The following is a 17392-nucleotide window of genomic DNA, read 5'->3' on the forward strand; positions in this document are numbered from 1 at the left end:
TTCGGCTTTAGCCATTCAAGTTTCGTCGCTCAAATAATTTGACGATCGTGTTTTTCCACAGTAGGAAAGACACGATCGTCTTTTCTTGAGATTAAGTTGGTGAACTACTAAGACAGTGTGTTTTCCAACACACTGATACTAACCAAGACACTTAATCAACACACCGCATATCAGCCAACACACTGCATATCAGCCAACACACTGTCCACCGAATCATCACTTGGCAGCAGAAAAAATTGTAATGCCATTACGATCGGGATCCACAAAGCTGGCTACAACACCACCCCAATTTTTGGTTTCGGGAATACGGACAAATTCCACTCCTTTACGCACTAGCGATTCATAAAGGGCATACACATCATCCACTTCAAAGGAAACTCCCGTGAAACGTCCGGCTAACTTCCAATCTTGCTGAGCATCCACATCTACAATTTCCACCACCAATTGCACGGCTCCCGCCTCAAACAAAAGAAAGCCCTTGTCCCGGCCATCTTCCTTAGGCACCCAACCCAGCAGATCACAATAAAAAATCTTGGCATTCTCAATGTCCGACACGAAGACGCGCACGGCATTTAGTGACCAGTTTTGTGCCATGATTCTTCCACCCCAGCACTAGCAATGTGCTTTCACTCTAGCTTGGCTGTTCAGAAAATTTGTGACGCCCTTAACTAATTGTCAATATTGTTTAATTTTGCGTTGTTAATGGTGCTCGATCGCGTTACACCCCGACTAATACATTCCTGCACTCGTCGCCACACCTGTTCAACCAGATCCGGCGCATCCGCATCAAACCATTCCACCTCAGGACAAGCACGAAACCAGGTGCGCTGGCGTTTAGCAAACTGACGGGTATGCAAAACCGTAAGCTCCTCTGCTTCGGACAGGGAAATGCTGCCCTGAAGATATTGCCGCACCTCTTGGTAGCCCAGCGTATTCAACAACGGCAACCTATCTCCATACTTCTCTACTAACTGTTTCACCTCTTCCACAAATCCCTGGGCAACCATCTGTTGGGTACGATAGCGGATCCGATCGTCAATCTGAGCGGATTCCAAGCCAATCTGCAAAATAGGATAGGCCGGGGGATGCTCGCCCTGTTGTGCCGTAATCGGTCGGCCTGTGGCGTAATACACTTCCAAGGCTCGCAGGGTGCGCACTGTATCATTGGCGTGGATTTTTGTTGCCGCGATCGGATCCACCTGCTGCAAGAGCGTATAGCACCAGGACTGGCCCAAGTTAACCAACTGAGCTCGCAGGTCGGGCTGGGGTGCCACACGGGGAATCTGCATCCCGCGCGTAATCGACTTAATGTATAACCCAGTGCCTCCGACCAGCAGCGGCCAGGTCGTTGGGTGAGATCGGCCCCAATCGATCAAGACCTGATTCACTTGAGCTTGAAAATCTGCCACGGTCAACGTTTCCGTGGGATCGCAAACATCGATCAAAGCATGGGGCACCTGTTTTCGATCTTCGATGTTCGGTTTAGCAGTTCCAATGCTAAACTCTCGATACACTTGCCGCGAATCCGCACTAATAATTAGGGAATTCAGCCTTTGCGCGATCGCGATCGCCAGTCCTGACTTACCAGAGGCCGTTGCGCCGCAGATAACGAGCAGGCCGGGTACTATCAGGTTCGACATCTTTAAATCTGGTACAATTGAATTACTAATGGTGCCCTGAAGTAGATGCTGCGATCGGAATTGCCCAACTTGAGGTTCAGGGGCATCTATGGATGGTAATTGAGCTGAATCGATCCCTGTCATAAACCTGTCGTGAAATGGCTCTAAAATCGCCTGGAAGCCTTTTGTGTTAAAATTTAGGTGATATTTGCTATATTGAATCGGCTGCAACTGATTGTTCTGGATCGCGGATATGCCGTAGCTAGAATCCCAGAAGGCACTGCTGTTTATCCCGGTGAATTCTAGTCAGCAGCATCCAGTTCAAACCAGTTAACCCACGTTAAACCTGCCCAGACGGAGAACGTCACCCATGACTAACAACTATGGCGCTCAACAGATCCAAGTCCTAGAGGGGCTGGAGCCTGTGCGGAAACGCCCAGGGATGTATATCGGGAGTACCGGCCCTCGGGGGTTGCATCACCTAGTTTACGAGGTTGTGGACAACTCCGTAGACGAAGCTTTGGCAGGGTATTGCAAAAATATTGATGTGGTTATCCATGCCGATGGCTCGGTGGAGGTCACGGATGATGGCCGGGGGATTCCCACAGATCTGCACCCTAAAACAGGAAAATCAGCCCTGGAAACCGTTCTGACCATCCTGCACGCAGGCGGCAAGTTTGGCGATGGTGGCTACAAGGTGTCTGGCGGTTTGCACGGGGTGGGGATTTCCGTGGTCAATGCACTGTCGGAATGGGTAGAAGTGACCGTTTGGCGCAATCAGAAAGTCCATACCCAACGCTACGAACGGGGAATCCCAACAACAGAATTGATCGCCAAGGACGGTGCAGGCAATAAAACGGGGACATCTGTGCGCTTCATGCCTGATGTGTCAATTTTCACTGAAACGATCGACTTCGACTACAACACGCTGTCCGGTCGGTTGCGAGAGTTGGCCTATCTGAACGGTGGAGTCAAAATTGTCTTTACCGATGAACGGGAAAAGGCACTCAAGCATGGACAGCCCCACAGCGAAACCTATTTCTATGAAGGAGGGATTCGCGAGTATGTCAACTACATGAACCGCGAAAAGCAATCCCTCCACGAAGAAATTATCTACATCAACGCTGAGCGCAACAATGTGCAGGTGGAAGTGGCGATGCAGTGGTGCGTCGATGCTTATAGCGACAATATTTTGGGGTTTGCCAATAACATCCGCACGATCGATGGCGGCACCCACTTGGAAGGCTTAAAGGCGGTGCTGACCCGGACGCTAAACAATGTGGCTCGTAAGCGGGGCAAGCTCAAGGAAAATAATCCGAACTTGGCTGGGGAAAATATTCGGGAAGGGCTGACAGCGGTCATTTCCGTCAAGGTGCCGGATCCGGAATTTGAAGGCCAAACCAAGACGAAATTGGGCAACACGGAAGTGCGGGGAATTGTGGACTCCCTAGTCAATGAGGTGCTGACGGAGTATCTGGAATTTCGGCCCCAGGTGGCGGATTCGATTCTGGAAAAGGCGATCCAAGCCTTTAACGCAGCGGAAGCCGCACGGCGGGCAAGGGAATTGGTGCGGCGCAAGTCGGTGCTGGAGTCTTCTACTTTGCCGGGTAAGTTAGCGGATTGTGCTTCGCGGGACCCTTCGGAATCGGAAATCTACATTGTGGAAGGCGATTCAGCAGGCGGATCGGCGAAGCAAGGTCGCGATCGACGGTTCCAGGCAATTCTGCCCCTGCGGGGTAAAATTCTCAATATTGAGAAGACCGATGATGCCAAGATTTACAAGAATACGGAAATCCAAGCCTTAATTACGGCCTTAGGGTTGGGGATTAAAGGTGAGGAGTTTGATGCAGGGCAACTGCGCTACCACCGAATCATCATCATGACCGATGCGGACGTGGATGGGGCGCACATTCGAACCTTGTTGCTGACGTTCTTCTATCGCTATCAGCGGGAAATGGTTGATCGCGGGTTTGTCTATATTGCCTGCCCTCCGTTGTACAAGCTGGAGCGCGGTCGTCAGCATCACTATTGCTATAGCGATCGGGATTTGCATCAACGAATTGCCGAGTTTCCGGCCAATGCGAACTACAACATTCAACGTTTTAAAGGGTTGGGTGAAATGATGCCGCAGCAATTGTGGGAAACGACCATGAATCCGGAAACGCGGACGTTGAAGAAGGTGGAAATTGAAGATGCGGCAGAGGCCGATCGGGTGTTTACGGTACTGATGGGCGATCGCGTAGCTCCCCGCCGGGAGTTTATCGAAACCTATGGGCCAAAGTTGAACCTCGCGGATTTGGATATCTAGATTGTTGGTTTAGCAATCTAGGTTTAAGTTAGAGTCGCAGATCGAGCTTCGATCGGCGACTCTAATAAATGGGCATAGTCTGAATGGTCATAGTCTGTCAATTACTGCAGATACAGTGATCAAACCTTAAATTCCTAGAATTGGGAATCCCCTGGGATTTGCATTCTCAACCTTTTTTAAACTAGAGCACTTTTCAAAATAACAATGAATACTCCTATTGAAATGCTCAGTTTGAAATGCTCAGTTTGAAATGCTCAGTTTGAAATGCTTAGCAGACTCACTCACGCCCAAGGGTGGGAGAAATAGAATCCATTGGGAATCTTTGCTGTCATCCTTTCTGGAAGAGCCTTTCAAGACAAATTCTCGAACTATGGTGAAAGCTTTGTGAAATCAAAGCTCTCGCCATAGATTTCAAATAGGCTCTATAAACCACCCAATACACAAAAACCAGTAAGCCCAAACCAAACTTAAAATGCTAAAGGCATTGGCAGGCTAATTGAGTAATGCGATCGAAATTTTATCGGCGGTATTCACCAACGTATCTTGATCACGAATAATGGTTTGGGATAAAAGTTGTTCAAAATAGGCGCGCTGTCACCTTCATGAATCAACTGCGTAACCGGATGCACTTCTCCACCAATCCATAATTTTGATTCCAGACCCGATGCTATGAAGCAATCCCAGTGAAATCACACTGTTGCCAATAACTCAATCTCTAGGGGTGAGACCTTGTTTTTGCAAGCGAACAATTCCATTACCGGAAAGCCCTGCGACTATCACTATATAGACTTTTTTCTATACCTTAAAAAGTCCCGAGGCGATGAAACCAATTACCAGGAACCGCTAGACTGGAAAGAGTGAAATGTGCAGTCTAGACTCAAGGAGCAGCGATCGTGAATCCGGATCAGGTTGAAGCAATGATCACGGCTGAAATTCCGGATGCCAAAGTTCAGGTTTTTACCAATGATGGCTCCCACTTTGAAGTTGCCGTTGTCTCCAACGCCTTCGCAGGCAAGCGCCGCGTGCAGCAACACCAAATGGTCTATGCAGCCGTCAAGCAAGCCATGGCAACCGAGGCTATCCACGCCCTCGCACTCAACACCTTCACCCCAGAAGAGTGGGCGGCCAAGGTGTAAACGTCTAATTCAAATCACTCACTTGCCACCAAAACTATGACACCAGAAGTAAAACAGCGGATCGACGACCTGGTTAGCAACAACAAAATCATGGTCTTTATGAAGGGCAACAAACTGATGCCCCAGTGCGGATTCTCCAATAACGTCGTACAAATTCTCAATGTCCTCGGCGTTCCCTTCGAAACCTTCGATATTCTCGCAGACTACGAAATTCGCCAAGGCATCAAAGACTACTCCAACTGGCCCACCATTCCCCAGGTCTACATCAACGGTGAGTTCATCGGTGGTTCCGACATCATGATCGAGTTGTACCAGAATGGCGAACTCCAGCAAATGGTCGAAGTCGCTCTCGCATCCTAGGTACTTCCAGTCCTCGCACTTTAATCTCCTTGGACTTTAATCTCCTTCCAGAAATCACGAACCCCTCTTCCACAGGTTGGTTGAGGGGTTCATTCCTGCCTAGGATTAGTAATAGCCCAAGTCCCAATCTGGCTGAGGCTCTGGCATCTCAAAATTCGAAGCATCGTATAAGTAGCGAGTTATCTCCTCTTCTAAACGATTAATTTGGATCGGCTCGAGGCTATCGCTATGACGCAATGCGGCAATGTAGCCATCCAAGTAGAGACGAAGGTCATCAAAACGATACCCACGATTCCAAAGCTCTACAAGGGCGTCTGAGAGCCGTTGGTAAAAGCGGATGGTGCGTGCATCTTGAAGCATAGGCTCCTAAAGGAAAGCTATCGTAACTCTTATCTTAAGATCAATTTTCCTCGATCCTCCATGGTTTGATGTAGAGATTACACGGTAATTTAATCTCTGTTAAGTAACATTGCGTGAGTTGGAATACGGAGACGATTACCCTAAAAACCGCCAGGGATCTCTCTCCACGTCCAGATGAATCCCCCAAGAGCAATCAAATAACTGAAAATTTGTCAACTCTCTTCCCTAGGGCGTAACCTGCTTTACAAATCCAAACCAAAAGGCTTTGCTAGGCTGTTGACGTAAGTTTCAGGCATTCACCCCCGTGGGATCCGTTTGTATACAAATTATCGAGGGAAATCCGCACCTGCGATCGCTGCTCGGGTGGCACCTCCAGCAGGCGGGTTACCAAGTATTTCAGTCCGCCGATTGCATGCAGGCTCGTGAAGCCTTCCAAGCACGGCAACCCAATCTCGTAATCGTTAGTAACGATTTGACTGGGGGCGAAGGTCTTGAGTTTTGTCGCTGGCTCCGTCAGCAGCCCCAGGTGATGATCCTCATGTTGTCTGCCCAGGCAACTGAGGCGGACATCGTACAAGGGTTACGTGCCGGTGCTGACGACTATTTGACCAAACCCTTTGGGATGCAGGAGTTTTTGGCGCGGGTCGATGCCCTCACCCGACGGGCACGGATGGCTGCGCCCCCTGCATTCCTAGACTATGGCACCCTGAAAATTGATCTGGTGCATCGGCGCGTTCGCTTCGCTGGGGAACGCATTGAACTGACGCCCCAGGAGTTTAGTCTGTTGTATGTTCTGGCCCAAGCTGGGGGATCTCCCCTCAGCCGATCGGAGCTTCTACAACGGGCCTGGCCAGATGAAATTGATAATCCGCGTACTGTGGATACTCATATCCTTTCGTTACGCAAAAAAGTTGAAATCGATCCCCATCAGCCCAGCTTGATTCAGACTGTACGGAATGTGGGCTATCGCTTGAATTTAGAAAGCTTGAATTCCACTGTGGGCCGTCCTCCTGCAAACTATCCTCCGCCGAATATCGCGATCGCCCGATCAGTTCCCTAGCGTTTTTGAGTGAGCATAAATTCGATCGCTGCCCTTACCCTTTCCTAGAGAGGTTCATTCCACTCTGTCGCCAGTTGCTGACGGGCCTGGGTCAGTTGAACTTGCAAATTGGCCCAGTCAGGTTGATCGGTAAACCATTGCCCCCGTCGATCGGCTACATACAACGCTGAAGAACAAAAAGATTGGATCCATGGTACGTCATGGGTTGCAGTAATGACTGCTGAGAGATTTTGTTGCTCTAGCAGACATTCCGTTAGTTGTTGCATAAAACCCATGTCCAAATAGGCTGTTGGTTCGTCTAGCAGCAAAACCGCTGGCTGAGCAATCATCCCTCGCGCGATCGCGATCCATTGACGTTGGCCAGCGGAGAGTTGCGGTTCTGTTTTCGTGAGCCACGCGCTTGGGATCGCCATCTGAGCCAAACAAGCCTTAACATGATTTTCGATCTCGTTAGGGGCTAAGTTCCTCAACCGCAGCGGATATTCCAACGCCTGCTGAACTGTCATGCCCAACAACTTCGGTTCTTGGGCCACCCATACTATCTGCTGCCGTAGTGTCGCAATAGGGATGCGATCGTAGGGTTGCCCCTGCCAGAACAAACGCCCCTGTGTCGGTTCAATTAACCGATTCAGCAACCGCAAAAAAGATGTTTTCCCACTGCCCACCGTCCCCAGCACAGCCCAGCGATCGCCGGGATAAATTTTCCCAGAAAGGTCTTGAAAAACTTGATAACCGGGTAATGCAACGGTTGCGCCTCTTCCAAACCACCCTTTGGGACGGGTTTTTGCCTGTTGCCCTAAAATCAGCCCGACTGCCTCCATCTGGATCAGCGGGTTCCCGCGTCCGGCAGGATGTCCATTCTGTTCAATCCCAGTCAGCATTCCGATGACTCCGCGCTCCCCGTTCTTTGATCGCCATTCCACCGATCTCAGTACTGCCCACCCATCGCTATCCCGATTGTCCAGACGTCAATCAGCAACAGAAACAGCGTAAACACTAAAAGAATCACATACATCCAGGGTTGGGATAGGGGCTTTACATCCCTCGTGTCGATTCCCGTTTCTGCCTGTACCCGGCGCACAAATCGCGCAAAGCCTACAATCCGCATCGGCAGGAGAAATCCCTCCCCCGATCGCGTCACGAAATAGTAGACCAAGCCACCTTGCCCTGTACTTCTGGGCTTCAATGCAGCAATTTCGCCCCAGGCTAACTGCCAGCCTTTCCGAAACACTGGGGGCACCCAAGCGGGATAGGTCACTTGCACCCCCTGGGCATCCACCACGACCCGCTCACTCAAGGCACCATAGAGCGCGATCGCGCCGAGGCCCAACCCAACCCACAACCAGGTGGCCGGAACCGGCGCTTGGGTCAACTCCGCTAAAAAGGGCAAAGGAATCGTCAACGCAGCATACAAGCTCAGTAATGTCCCACGAATCAGCGGCGAAATCCGAAAGGTATCCACTGCCTTCTGAGAGGGATCGATCGACTGATCGGCCAGGTTAGGCTGAACTATTGCATTGCTAGGGTGAGTCACCCCATCAGAACCAGAAGGATGGGAAGAAGGTGGCAAGTCTTGCGTCACAGGAAGTTTGACCAATAACCGTACTTCTACGATGGTCGCATAGGTTGAGGGAGTGCGACAAAGCTGATTTTACGGATGATGGCAGCGGCTGGGATTGCTTACATAGGAACATGCAAGATCGAGTATCTATCTATGCTAGATGCAACTCAAGAACTCACTATCATTCGGATGCCCAGGCATCTTGATGCCGCAGGGGCAGAACAATTGGCGGATCAATTCAACCAAAAAATTCAACCCTACAGTGGTGTCATTTTGGATCTGAGCCAAACCCATATTGTGGAACTAGACGCGGCCCAGGTACTGATCCAAGGACTCACAATCGCCAAGCAGCGATCGGCCAAGTTATCGCTCATGGGGGTGCAATCCCATATTGCGGCCATCTTATCCGCCACGGGTGTCCTTCAGCATTTCCGGAAATTGGAAGCCGCCTAGCCATTTCAGTTGAACTTCGGTGAATTATTGGCGATCGAGGACGGTTTCCCACGATCGAGCATTCCTGGGGATCATTGCCCTACCGTGAAGCAATCGATAACACCAATCGAGAACAGTCCCAATAGAACGCTTTACGCAGAACTCCAAGACTGAAGCCAATCAACCAGAATAGGATTGAACACATCAGGACATTCGTCGTGGGGGCAATGGCCTGCCTGGGGAATTTCTACGAGCTTGACCGCTGGATTGAATTCGACAAACTTGCGGGCAAGGCTAGGTGGAACCATGGTGTCTTGGAGTCCCCAAACCAACAAAATTGGAATCGAAATTTGAGGCAAAGCGTAACGGGCAGTGTACTCCGGTGGGAGTTGACGCTGCCCTTTCACCATGCCTGCCAGGGTGCGAGCGGCACCAACTTCATGGGCCGGATGGGTGAGAATTTCGACCAATTCATCATCAATATTGCTGCCATTGGGATAGGCCCCCTTCACCCACGATCGAATCCGATGAGGTTGGCGAATCCAGCGGAAAAAAGGGACGAAAATGGGTGACAGTGTAACCAATCCTTTCATCCAGTTGCCCAATGGTTGGACAATTTTTCGGATCCAACCTGACATTTCTACTGCGGAAAAGTCCGGCAAGTTGATCAGGGCTAATCCCGCAACCATCTCCGGATGTTTGGCAGCCAATCCCACGCAGACAACTGATCCCAGGGAATTACCAACCAAGACAACAGGGCGGCGAATAAACTGCTGCCAAAAGTCGTAGACCTGTTCCACCCAAAGGGCAGTGCCGTAGGCGGCGATCGCCTTTTCGGATGAACCAAAACCGAGTAAATCTAAGGCGTAGACCGGATGGTGCTGACTCAAGACAGGAACATTATGTCGCCAATGCCCAACCGAAGCTCCAAATCCATGGATCAGGAGTAGCGGAATCTCCGAAGAAGCTGGTACGGGGCTGCTGTAGCTGTAGCGAATTTTCCAGCCCCGCCAAAACCAATCCCGCTGAAACCCAATTCGATCGTGCCAAGACTGCTTAATTGTCACGGATGCCTCAATCAAAGCGTTAGATTCGTCTTCTATTCTAACGATCTGCCCCCTGGCCGTTCTTGCTCTAATCCCTCATTAAGAAATAAGGGATATTAAGTTAATTAAATTAAGGAAGTGGAAGAATCGACAGTGAAGTGAGTAGAATGGCGGTTACAAACCTTAGGGTTTTTCCAAGCCTCATGTTTGGCAAGACAATGCTAAGTTTTTGAAGTTGCTTCAATCAACGCTTAATTTTTTTCAGCTTGAGTGGGGCTAGTTCAAAATTAGGTAGATCCAAATAGATAAATCCAAAGTAGACCTAAGGAGAGCTATTTGGGGCATACTTTTAGCATGCCGAAAGGCTAAGTTGTTTTGTAAACTGAGTTGTTCAATTATTTAATCCACGTTAACCAACGGTGCCTGTGACGGAAAGAGAAAGAGAAAGACGATTTAACCGCGATCTGCCGATGATTAATGAGCGCATTCGCTTCCCCAAGGTGCGGGTAGTGGATAGCGACGGTGGTCAATTGGGGATTATGACCTCTAGGGAAGCCCAGCAACTCGCTGATGAAAAAGAGCTTGACCTAGTGCTGGTGAGTGATAAAGCTGATCCACCCGTCTGCAAAATCATTGACTACGGTAAGCATAAGTTCGAGCAGGAGAAAAAGGCCAAAGAGGCCAAGAAGAAGCAGCATACCGTTGACGTTAAAGAAGTCAAGATGCGCTACAAGATTGAGGATCACGATTACAACGTGCGCATCAGTCAGGCAGAACGGTTTCTGAAAGCGGGAGACAAGGTCAAGGCCACCATCATGTTCCGGGGTCGAGAAATCCAACATAGCGATTTAGCTGAGAGTCTCCTCAAACGAATGGCAATGGATCTTCAAGAGATTGCGGAAGTTCAACAAGCACCTAAAAAAGAAGGTCGCAACATGATGATGCTTCTTGCACCCAGAAAATAAACGCTGATTGATCAAGCATCGATTCAGTCAGTTTTAGAAGGTATCTGAACGAGGTGCCTTCTTTTTTATGGTTGATGGACTTTTCCAGGTGATTACGGAGTCGATCGAGACTAAGAATAAATTTTCCTCCAGGGTGGACTGACAGTATTTAGAATAAAGGCCATCGGGGAATACTGAAAACAGCCTTTTCAGCATGCGCACACCCATGTTTCGCGAGAGCGCATAGATGACTACAGGAATCCAGGAATCAACCAGAGATAATTTCGGTAATAAATTTCTCCGATGGATTAATCTACGTCCGGGAGAAGGGGAACGTACTTTCCTGATGTTTGCGTCTTATGCGGCAACGTCAGTGGGCGTGCTCTGGCTTGAAGCTACAGCGTCAGCTATGTTTCTGGAGCACTTCAGTGCCGATCGCTTGCCTGTTATTTACTTGGCAAGCACTCTGATCAGCATTTTCCTAGGATCCATTTATGGCTGGTTGCAATCCTTTGTGGCCATGCGATGGTTGATTGTCATAGTCGCGCTGCTTATGGCTACGCCTTTGCCGCTCTTTGTCATGGGGTTTGATGCCCCGGAGGGCTTGGCAATCGCAGGGTTGACACTATTTCGAGTCTCCGTGCTGCTAATGCGACTATGGCAGCAAGTGTTATATGTACTCAGCGATCTCAATACCACGATCACCGTTAACCAGCTTTTTAATATTCGGGAAATTAAACGCGCCTATCCTCTCATCAGTAGTGGTGTGCTGGTAGCTGATGTATTGAGTGGGTTTGCGCTACCTTTGGTTCTTAGTCGCTTAGGACTTTCAGGAGCCATCTGGGTCGCCTTTGCCATGATGCTGACGGGAGCAGGACTGCTTTTTTCAATCAGTCAGCGCCAGCAGCGATATTTCCGCAGTTCTGTCCGCAGAGAATCTAGTAATACGGAAGCGACGAAGCAACTGCGGGGCCAGTCTATGAACTACCGCTGGTTGTTGTTAGTCTTTTTTGTGCTGGCTGAATCAATGTTCCTGTTAGTGGACTTTCAGTTCTCTAAACAACTGGAATCTCTGACCGCAAACCCGCTGCAATTATTTGGGGATGTTGGAGCAAATGTAACCCGCAGTGAAAAGATTGCAGGCTTTTTGGGGTTGTTCCAAGGGGTACTTGGGATTTTGGAACTGATTATGCAATGGGGGCTCTCCCCTCGCATTTTAGAGACCCTCGGTATTTTCACAACATCAGGATTATTACCCATTCTGGTGTTGGCCTTTGGGAGTGCGATTGCCTTACTCCCCTATCTTCCTCAGATGGGTGAACTGACGGTTGTCGTCTTTTGGATGATTGTTGTCCTCAAGTTTTTCTATGAACTGATTCATTTCACCCTATTAGCCAGTGTGAGTCCAGTGTTATTCCAGCCCATTCCGGCCCGCTGGAGTAATGCAATCCAAGCCAGTGTTCGGGGATCAGCAGAACCGATCGCCACAGGATTAACGGGGGGACTGCTGTTAGCTTCAGTGGTGCTTGGATGGCAGCAAGCTCTAGGCAGTAACAATTGGCGCAGCACGCTATTCGGCGGCATGATTTTGCTGGCCGCAGCTTGGCTGATAACGATTTGGCTGATTCAACGGGATTACGTCAAAATCTTGGTGCTGAGTGCCCGTCAGGATCAATTGGGCATGAGTTCTAATCCTGCCACGATTAAAGAACTTAAGCGAGCCGCGATCGATGCACTCAGCAAACCGGGCCTAGAGGATTCTCGACTGGCTTGTATTGAGTTGCTGTTGCAAATTGATCCCCGTAACGCGACGGAAATCCTAGCACCGTTACTGCTAGCCTTTCCGCCCCAAGCCCAATGTCGGGTGTTGGAATTTATGGTGGAGCACCCGAATCCTGAACATATTGTGTCAGCACGTCGGTTGATTAATTTCTCGGCTCCACCGGAGGTGGTAGCCGCTGCCCTAAGATATGTATTTTTAACGGATCCGTATGCTGATCTAAAGGAACTGAGTATTTTTATTCGACCGCAGTCTCCACCCGCAATTCGAGGTACTGCGGCGGCTCTCATGGTGGAGCTTGGCAATCCGCAACAAAAAGCTGAAGCAACCAATGTTTTACGGCTGATGTTGACCCACGCCCAGGAACAAGAACGATCAGAAGGGTGCCGTGCAATTCGTCACCTCAAGTATTTGCAAGCTTTACAGATTTATGTAAGTGAAATCGTCAAAAAAGAACGATCTATCACGGTACGGCGATCGGTTCTGGAAGCAATTTCGATGACCCATTACGAAAAAGGCTACCCGGCTTTGGTGGATGGGTTATACGACTCTGAAACTCGTCATGTGGCAATGCAATCCCTAATTCGCCTGGAAAATGAATCCCTACCTAGGTTACAGACCCTAGTAACAGATTGGCGACAACCCGAGTCGGTACGCAGTTCCGCTTGGATGGTAATTGGGCAAATCAGCACAACGGAAGCCCTCGATTTTATGGTGGAGCGGTTGACCACGAGCTGGGGAGAAGATCGGGCCCATATCCTGCGATCGTTGATCAAGGTTCCTAAAGATGAAGGGATTGAAGTAACAGCTGAAAAACTGGGCCGATCAGGGATTGAAATGTTAATCGAGCAGGAGATGATGCTGATTGGTCAAACCAGCGCCGCAATTTTAGATCTTTCCGGGCAAATTACCCACCGTTCCTGTGAAGAAATGCTACGCCGAGCCCTGCGGACGATTCAGTTAGACTGCGTCGATCGACTGTTTATGCTCATGCAATTTCTCTACGAACCCGACACAATCCAAGCAGCAGCCTTTAACCTCAAATCTGGTGCATCAGATAATATTGCCCAGGGACTAGAAATTCTGGATAACAAACTAGATATTCCGCAAAAACGGGCGTTCTTAATGATTTTGGAGCGGATTCCCCGGACGCAGTCCGGGCGAAATACGCCTGGTATGAAATTGCGACGCACGAGTCATCGGCTCAGTCGGCAGGAACAGTTAGAGCTACAAGAACAACTACAAAGCTTAAATAGCTTAATTACTTACCAGCCTATGGAGCCGAGCGATCGACTAATTCATCTCATGGATCTACGGCACTTTTTGTCCGATTGGGTGTTGGCCTGTGGATTTCATTTAGCCCGAGCTGAACAGTGGTCCCTAGAACGTCACCATGTTTTGGGAGGGCTCCGCAGTTCGAGTGGCTTTTTGAGAGAAGCGGTGTTGGCCTATTTACAGTCGATGTACCCAGCGGCTTACATGAATGTCTTACCTCGCATGAAAAATGATCCTGAGCCTATTTTGCGGGTTCATATTCGAGAACAACTGGATCAGCTAGGGGCAGAGTTATCTAGGCCACTTACATCTGGATCCGATGATGACGATATGCCAAACACAGCTATTCTAGGCCCGATGTAAGTTCGAACATTGAGGGTAAGAGCAAAATTCGGAGAATTCACGAACCATTTAGGACACCTATTTTTATAGTCTGTAAAACAAGCTTGTAACCATCTTGTTTAAAGTTTCCTGAGGGTGGAGTGGTTTGTTTGTTATCATTGCAGCCACTATCCGTAGAATATTCTTAATGACGCCTTGATGGTTTTTTTAGGGCATACTCAGTAACAAGGCTTTTAACCTCCAAGCTCTTAATCTTCCAGCAACATGCTGAATCTGTTTGACCGATTATTACTGGTGCGAGGAGTTCCTATTTTTGAGGAACTTCGGGAGGATTTTTTGATCCGCCTAGTTCCAGTTATGGAAGAAGAGATTTTTGAAGCCAAGCAACCCATTATTCGTCAAGGCGAAGAAGGGAGCTCGATGTTTATCATTGCTTCTGGTCAAGTCAAGGTTCACATCGGGGATCAAGAATTAAAGCGTCTGGGGCGGGAAGAATTTTTTGGTGAAATGGCACTCTTTGATTCAGAGTCGCGATCGGCCTCGGTTACTGCTTTAGAAAGATGTGTCTGTCTGGAATTGACCCAGCAGCAACTCTATTCCGCGATCGATGAAACGCCCGGAATTGCTCTGAACCTAATTCGTATTCTTTCGGGGCGGATCCGCAAGCTCAATCAAGAAATTAATGAATTACGGGGCTCAAGTAACGGGGCTAATCCAAAAGCAATGCCCCGCGAAGTGGCAACCCGTGTTAAGCGTCCCTAGCAGAATCTATTGCAAATCCATAGCCGTTTCATCACACAGATGACTCACGGGGTTAAGTCCGGTTGGGCTGTCCGCTCGAGATACTCTTTGACGGTATATAGGATTTCACTCCGCACTTGGTCGTAGTCGCTGGATTGACACCAGGGCTTCAGGCTCAGAACTGTAGAATGGGCTCCGATCGCAATCACCTGACCCACGGCTTTCGGGTGGGTAAGAACTTTGGGGTGATGTTCGGCAATCGCTAACAGATCTTGAAATGTGGGTTGGAGAGGCCGATCTCCAATATTGATGCGAATATCCACTCGTCGAGTCCCAAGAACCGTCTGATTCTTTAACGTACCGCTAAAAAGTTGACTATTGGGAATTGTAATCCGGACATTATCTCCAGTAACAATGGTGGTAGAAAACAGGCCAATACTATCCACGGTGCCAGAGACGCCACCGCCTTCGATCGTATCCCCTACTTCAAAGTGCCGAAAACTAATCAACATGATGCCTGCCGCCAAGTGGGAAAGACTATTCTGAAGGGCGAGACCGACAGCTAATCCTGCTGCCCCAACAATGGCAACTAACGTTGTTGTTTCAATCCCGATTGTGTTGAGCGCCGCAATGATGCCCACCACCCAAATCACAATTTTCAGAACTTGCAACAGAAACCGCTGCAAAGTAGGTTCAATGCGTTTGAGAAGTCGTTTGCTGATGGAAACGCTGAAGTTTCCCACCCAGTTTGTGCAGAGCAAAATGACGATCGCCCCAAGGAATTTGGGCAGAACTTGCCAACTCCAATGAGCTAGGTCATCATTGCTCAAAAAATCGGTAACTGTCATACACCTTGCAGACTCACTGACTTGACACCTGACAGCTAACTTGCCCGTTGATAAAGGCGTGCTGCTCAACAATCAATTTCACCATGAACGGTGAATATTTCGGCAAGTTTCACCCCAAGTTTCATCCCAATTTGCCCCTTGGGATCGAAGCAGCAAGTTCATAGAAGATGGCTTTAACAATGTCTGAAGAGCAAACTTACTAACGCAGCCTCTCTAAAAATTTCCTAACTAAATTTACGATCGCAGGTAAACTGGCACTGGGTGTCTTGGGGCGTGATGATTATTCCTACCAATGCACAACTGAAGACTTGCTTTGATTTGTGTCAGCGGTTAACGTTGATGTATCGTTCGATCGGGCTAGTCTGCTTTGACGAAACGTCCGGCAACATTTTCATCTTGGCGGGTGATGAAACCGAAATTCTAATCTATCCAGATGGTCGATGGAGATTTCAAAAATGAAGCCTAATTTCACCACAATGAGTCGTGCTGCCTTGAAATCCTACCTACTCTCCCATCGCAATGATGCGGATGCGATGAGCGCTTATATTCAGAAAATTAGTGCCGAGCCAGGATGGGTGGAATGTTCAGCCTTAAATTCCCCAGATGACTTAGATAACTATCCAGAATTTTTGGAGAAAGTTCGTCGCGCGGGGCAATAAAACCACCATCCTGAGCCCGAGTCACCATCAACCCGAGTCACCATCAAACTGTGTTCTCTCTTGAGTAATACCACCCTAGATATTGGGTGAGGACTATACCAAGCTTTGGGATAGAGAGAGGTTCTAAAAAAATTCTCCTACAATTGAGGAATCGTTCCCCCAGGTAGGTTTATTTATGCTTTTCTCCCTAGAGCAGATTTCTAGGCGGTTAGAAAGTCCTAGTGTGAAAGATCGGAAGTTAGCACTAGCTGCTCTAAGAGAGGTACCTCCTGAGGACGCAGTACCTCTGATTAAAAAAGTGATCCACGACGAAAATCAGCAGGTTCGATCGATGGCCGTATTTTCCCTCGGGCTCAAGCCAACGGAGGAATGCTTATCGCTTTTGATTGAAGTTTTACAGACAGAACCGGATTATGGTGTGCGGGCCGATGCGGCGGGTGCATTAGGCTACCTCGAAGATGTTCGAGCCTTCGAACCCCTAGTGCGGGCGTTCTATGAAGATACGGAATGGCTTGTGAGATTTAGTGCAGCAGTTGCCCTAGGCAATCTCAAGGATCCGCGAGCCCGCGATGTGTTGGTACAAGCACTGAGTAGTCCGGAAGTCATCTTACACCAAGCTGCGATCGCGGCCTTAGGCGAAATTCAGGCGATCGATGCTGTAGATGAAATTCTGCGGTTTGCCCAGGCGAAGGACTGGCTGGTGCGGCAACGGTTGGCAGAAGCCTTAGGCAACTTACCTACCGAAAAAAGTTTATCGGCGTTGAAATATTTAGCAAAAGATAGTAGTCCACATGTTGCTGAGGCGGCTCGACTGGCTCAACAACGATTAGAAAAATCTCCTTAAATATATTTGTTGGCATAACACAGCTGGCGACCTTAAGCCAAGCACAGGAATCAGCACGATCGTCAAGGTTCTTTTGC

General features: G+C 48.9%; 18 protein-coding genes. 11 read left to right on the forward strand and 7 right to left on the reverse strand.

What is annotated here, in order from left to right; all coding sequences use genetic code 11:
- Nucleotides 1–216: 216 nt before the first annotated feature.
- Complete coding sequence (locus ACN4EG_RS05670; protein WP_431628300.1) at nucleotides 217–594, reverse strand: VOC family protein; 378 nt, start codon at nucleotides 592–594, stop codon at nucleotides 217–219.
- Nucleotides 595–668: 74 nt separating this feature from the next.
- On the reverse strand, nucleotides 669–1640 hold the full coding sequence (gene miaA / locus ACN4EG_RS05675; protein WP_431628301.1) for a tRNA (adenosine(37)-N6)-dimethylallyltransferase MiaA: 972 nt from the start codon (nucleotides 1638–1640) through the stop codon (nucleotides 669–671).
- 349 nt (nucleotides 1641–1989) lie between these two features.
- On the opposite strand from miaA, the gene gyrB reads away from it, so the two are divergent.
- The 3 genes from gyrB (at nucleotide 1990) to grxD (ending at nucleotide 5423) form a co-directional block, all read left to right on the forward strand.
- The gene (gene gyrB, locus ACN4EG_RS05680; RefSeq protein WP_431628302.1) at nucleotides 1990–3927 is read left to right on the forward strand and encodes a DNA topoisomerase (ATP-hydrolyzing) subunit B; all 1938 of its coding nucleotides are present in this window, start codon (nucleotides 1990–1992) and stop codon (nucleotides 3925–3927) included.
- Between the two features lie 893 nt (nucleotides 3928–4820).
- Nucleotides 4821–5063 (forward strand): BolA family protein, encoded by a 243-nt coding sequence (locus ACN4EG_RS05685; protein WP_431628303.1) that lies wholly within the window; start codon nucleotides 4821–4823, stop codon nucleotides 5061–5063.
- Nucleotides 5064–5099: 36 nt separating this feature from the next.
- A complete protein-coding gene (gene grxD, locus ACN4EG_RS05690; RefSeq protein ID WP_431628305.1) occupies nucleotides 5100–5423 on the forward strand; it encodes a Grx4 family monothiol glutaredoxin in 324 nt (107 codons plus the stop codon).
- Between the two features lie 105 nt (nucleotides 5424–5528).
- Here grxD and ACN4EG_RS05695 read toward each other — a convergent pair whose 3' ends face one another.
- Nucleotides 5529–5783 carry a DUF6761 family protein gene (locus ACN4EG_RS05695; protein WP_431628306.1) on the reverse strand — a complete coding sequence of 85 codons (255 nt, stop codon included), beginning with the start codon at nucleotides 5781–5783 and terminating at the stop codon, nucleotides 5529–5531.
- A gap of 304 nt (nucleotides 5784–6087) precedes the next feature.
- On the opposite strand from ACN4EG_RS05695, the gene ACN4EG_RS05700 reads away from it, so the two are divergent.
- Entirely contained in the window at nucleotides 6088–6843 is a 756-nt protein-coding gene (locus tag ACN4EG_RS05700; protein WP_431628307.1) for a response regulator transcription factor, read from the forward strand.
- 44 nt (nucleotides 6844–6887) lie between these two features.
- On the opposite strand, the gene ACN4EG_RS05705 is transcribed toward ACN4EG_RS05700, so the two are convergent.
- A complete protein-coding gene (locus ACN4EG_RS05705) occupies nucleotides 6888–7724 on the reverse strand; it encodes an ABC transporter ATP-binding protein (RefSeq protein ID WP_431628308.1) in 837 nt (278 codons plus the stop codon).
- Nucleotides 7725–7771: 47 nt separating this feature from the next.
- The gene (locus ACN4EG_RS05710) at nucleotides 7772–8425 is read right to left on the reverse strand and encodes a hypothetical protein (RefSeq protein WP_431628309.1); all 654 of its coding nucleotides are present in this window, start codon (nucleotides 8423–8425) and stop codon (nucleotides 7772–7774) included.
- A gap of 132 nt (nucleotides 8426–8557) precedes the next feature.
- Here ACN4EG_RS05710 and ACN4EG_RS05715 point away from each other — a divergent pair, with 132 nt between their 5' ends.
- Complete coding sequence (locus ACN4EG_RS05715) at nucleotides 8558–8857, forward strand: STAS domain-containing protein (RefSeq protein ID WP_431628310.1); 300 nt, start codon at nucleotides 8558–8560, stop codon at nucleotides 8855–8857.
- Between the two features lie 131 nt (nucleotides 8858–8988).
- Here ACN4EG_RS05715 and ACN4EG_RS05720 read toward each other — a convergent pair whose 3' ends face one another.
- Entirely contained in the window at nucleotides 8989–9903 is a 915-nt protein-coding gene (locus tag ACN4EG_RS05720; protein ID WP_431628311.1) for an alpha/beta fold hydrolase, read from the reverse strand.
- Nucleotides 9904–10307: 404 nt separating this feature from the next.
- Between ACN4EG_RS05720 and infC the strand changes: the two genes are divergently transcribed.
- The 3 genes from infC (at nucleotide 10308) to ACN4EG_RS05735 (ending at nucleotide 14985) form a co-directional block, all read left to right on the forward strand.
- The gene (infC, locus tag ACN4EG_RS05725; RefSeq protein WP_431628312.1) at nucleotides 10308–10847 is read left to right on the forward strand and encodes a translation initiation factor IF-3; all 540 of its coding nucleotides are present in this window, start codon (nucleotides 10308–10310) and stop codon (nucleotides 10845–10847) included.
- A 325-nt stretch (nucleotides 10848–11172) separates the two neighbouring features.
- Nucleotides 11173–14244, forward strand: coding sequence for an MFS transporter (locus ACN4EG_RS05730; protein ID WP_431628314.1), 3072 nt, complete (start codon nucleotides 11173–11175; stop codon nucleotides 14242–14244).
- 243 nt (nucleotides 14245–14487) lie between these two features.
- Nucleotides 14488–14985, forward strand: a complete 498-nt coding sequence (locus ACN4EG_RS05735) for a cyclic nucleotide-binding domain-containing protein (RefSeq protein ID WP_431628315.1) — start codon at nucleotides 14488–14490, stop codon at nucleotides 14983–14985.
- Nucleotides 14986–15029: 44 nt separating this feature from the next.
- Here ACN4EG_RS05735 and ACN4EG_RS05740 read toward each other — a convergent pair whose 3' ends face one another.
- Nucleotides 15030–15812, reverse strand: coding sequence for a mechanosensitive ion channel family protein (locus tag ACN4EG_RS05740; protein WP_431628316.1), 783 nt, complete (start codon nucleotides 15810–15812; stop codon nucleotides 15030–15032).
- 276 nt (nucleotides 15813–16088) lie between these two features.
- Here ACN4EG_RS05740 and ACN4EG_RS05745 point away from each other — a divergent pair, with 276 nt between their 5' ends.
- The 3 genes from ACN4EG_RS05745 to ACN4EG_RS05755 all read left to right on the forward strand — a co-directional run bounded on the left by ACN4EG_RS05745 (nucleotide 16089) and on the right by ACN4EG_RS05755 (nucleotide 17315).
- The gene (locus ACN4EG_RS05745) at nucleotides 16089–16271 is read left to right on the forward strand and encodes a DUF6888 family protein (protein ID WP_431628388.1); all 183 of its coding nucleotides are present in this window, start codon (nucleotides 16089–16091) and stop codon (nucleotides 16269–16271) included.
- The gene (locus tag ACN4EG_RS05750) at nucleotides 16268–16471 is read left to right on the forward strand and encodes a DUF6887 family protein (RefSeq protein WP_431628317.1); all 204 of its coding nucleotides are present in this window, start codon (nucleotides 16268–16270) and stop codon (nucleotides 16469–16471) included. Before ACN4EG_RS05745 ends, ACN4EG_RS05750 begins: the two co-directional genes overlap by 4 nt.
- A 175-nt stretch (nucleotides 16472–16646) precedes the next feature.
- Complete coding sequence (locus ACN4EG_RS05755; RefSeq protein WP_431628318.1) at nucleotides 16647–17315, forward strand: HEAT repeat domain-containing protein; 669 nt, start codon at nucleotides 16647–16649, stop codon at nucleotides 17313–17315.
- Nucleotides 17316–17392: the final 77 nt, after the last annotated feature.

The sequence above is a fragment of the Alkalinema pantanalense CENA528 genome (genome assembly GCF_050753345.1).
Taxonomy (GTDB): domain Bacteria; phylum Cyanobacteriota; class Cyanobacteriia; order Leptolyngbyales; family Leptolyngbyaceae; genus Alkalinema; species Alkalinema pantanalense.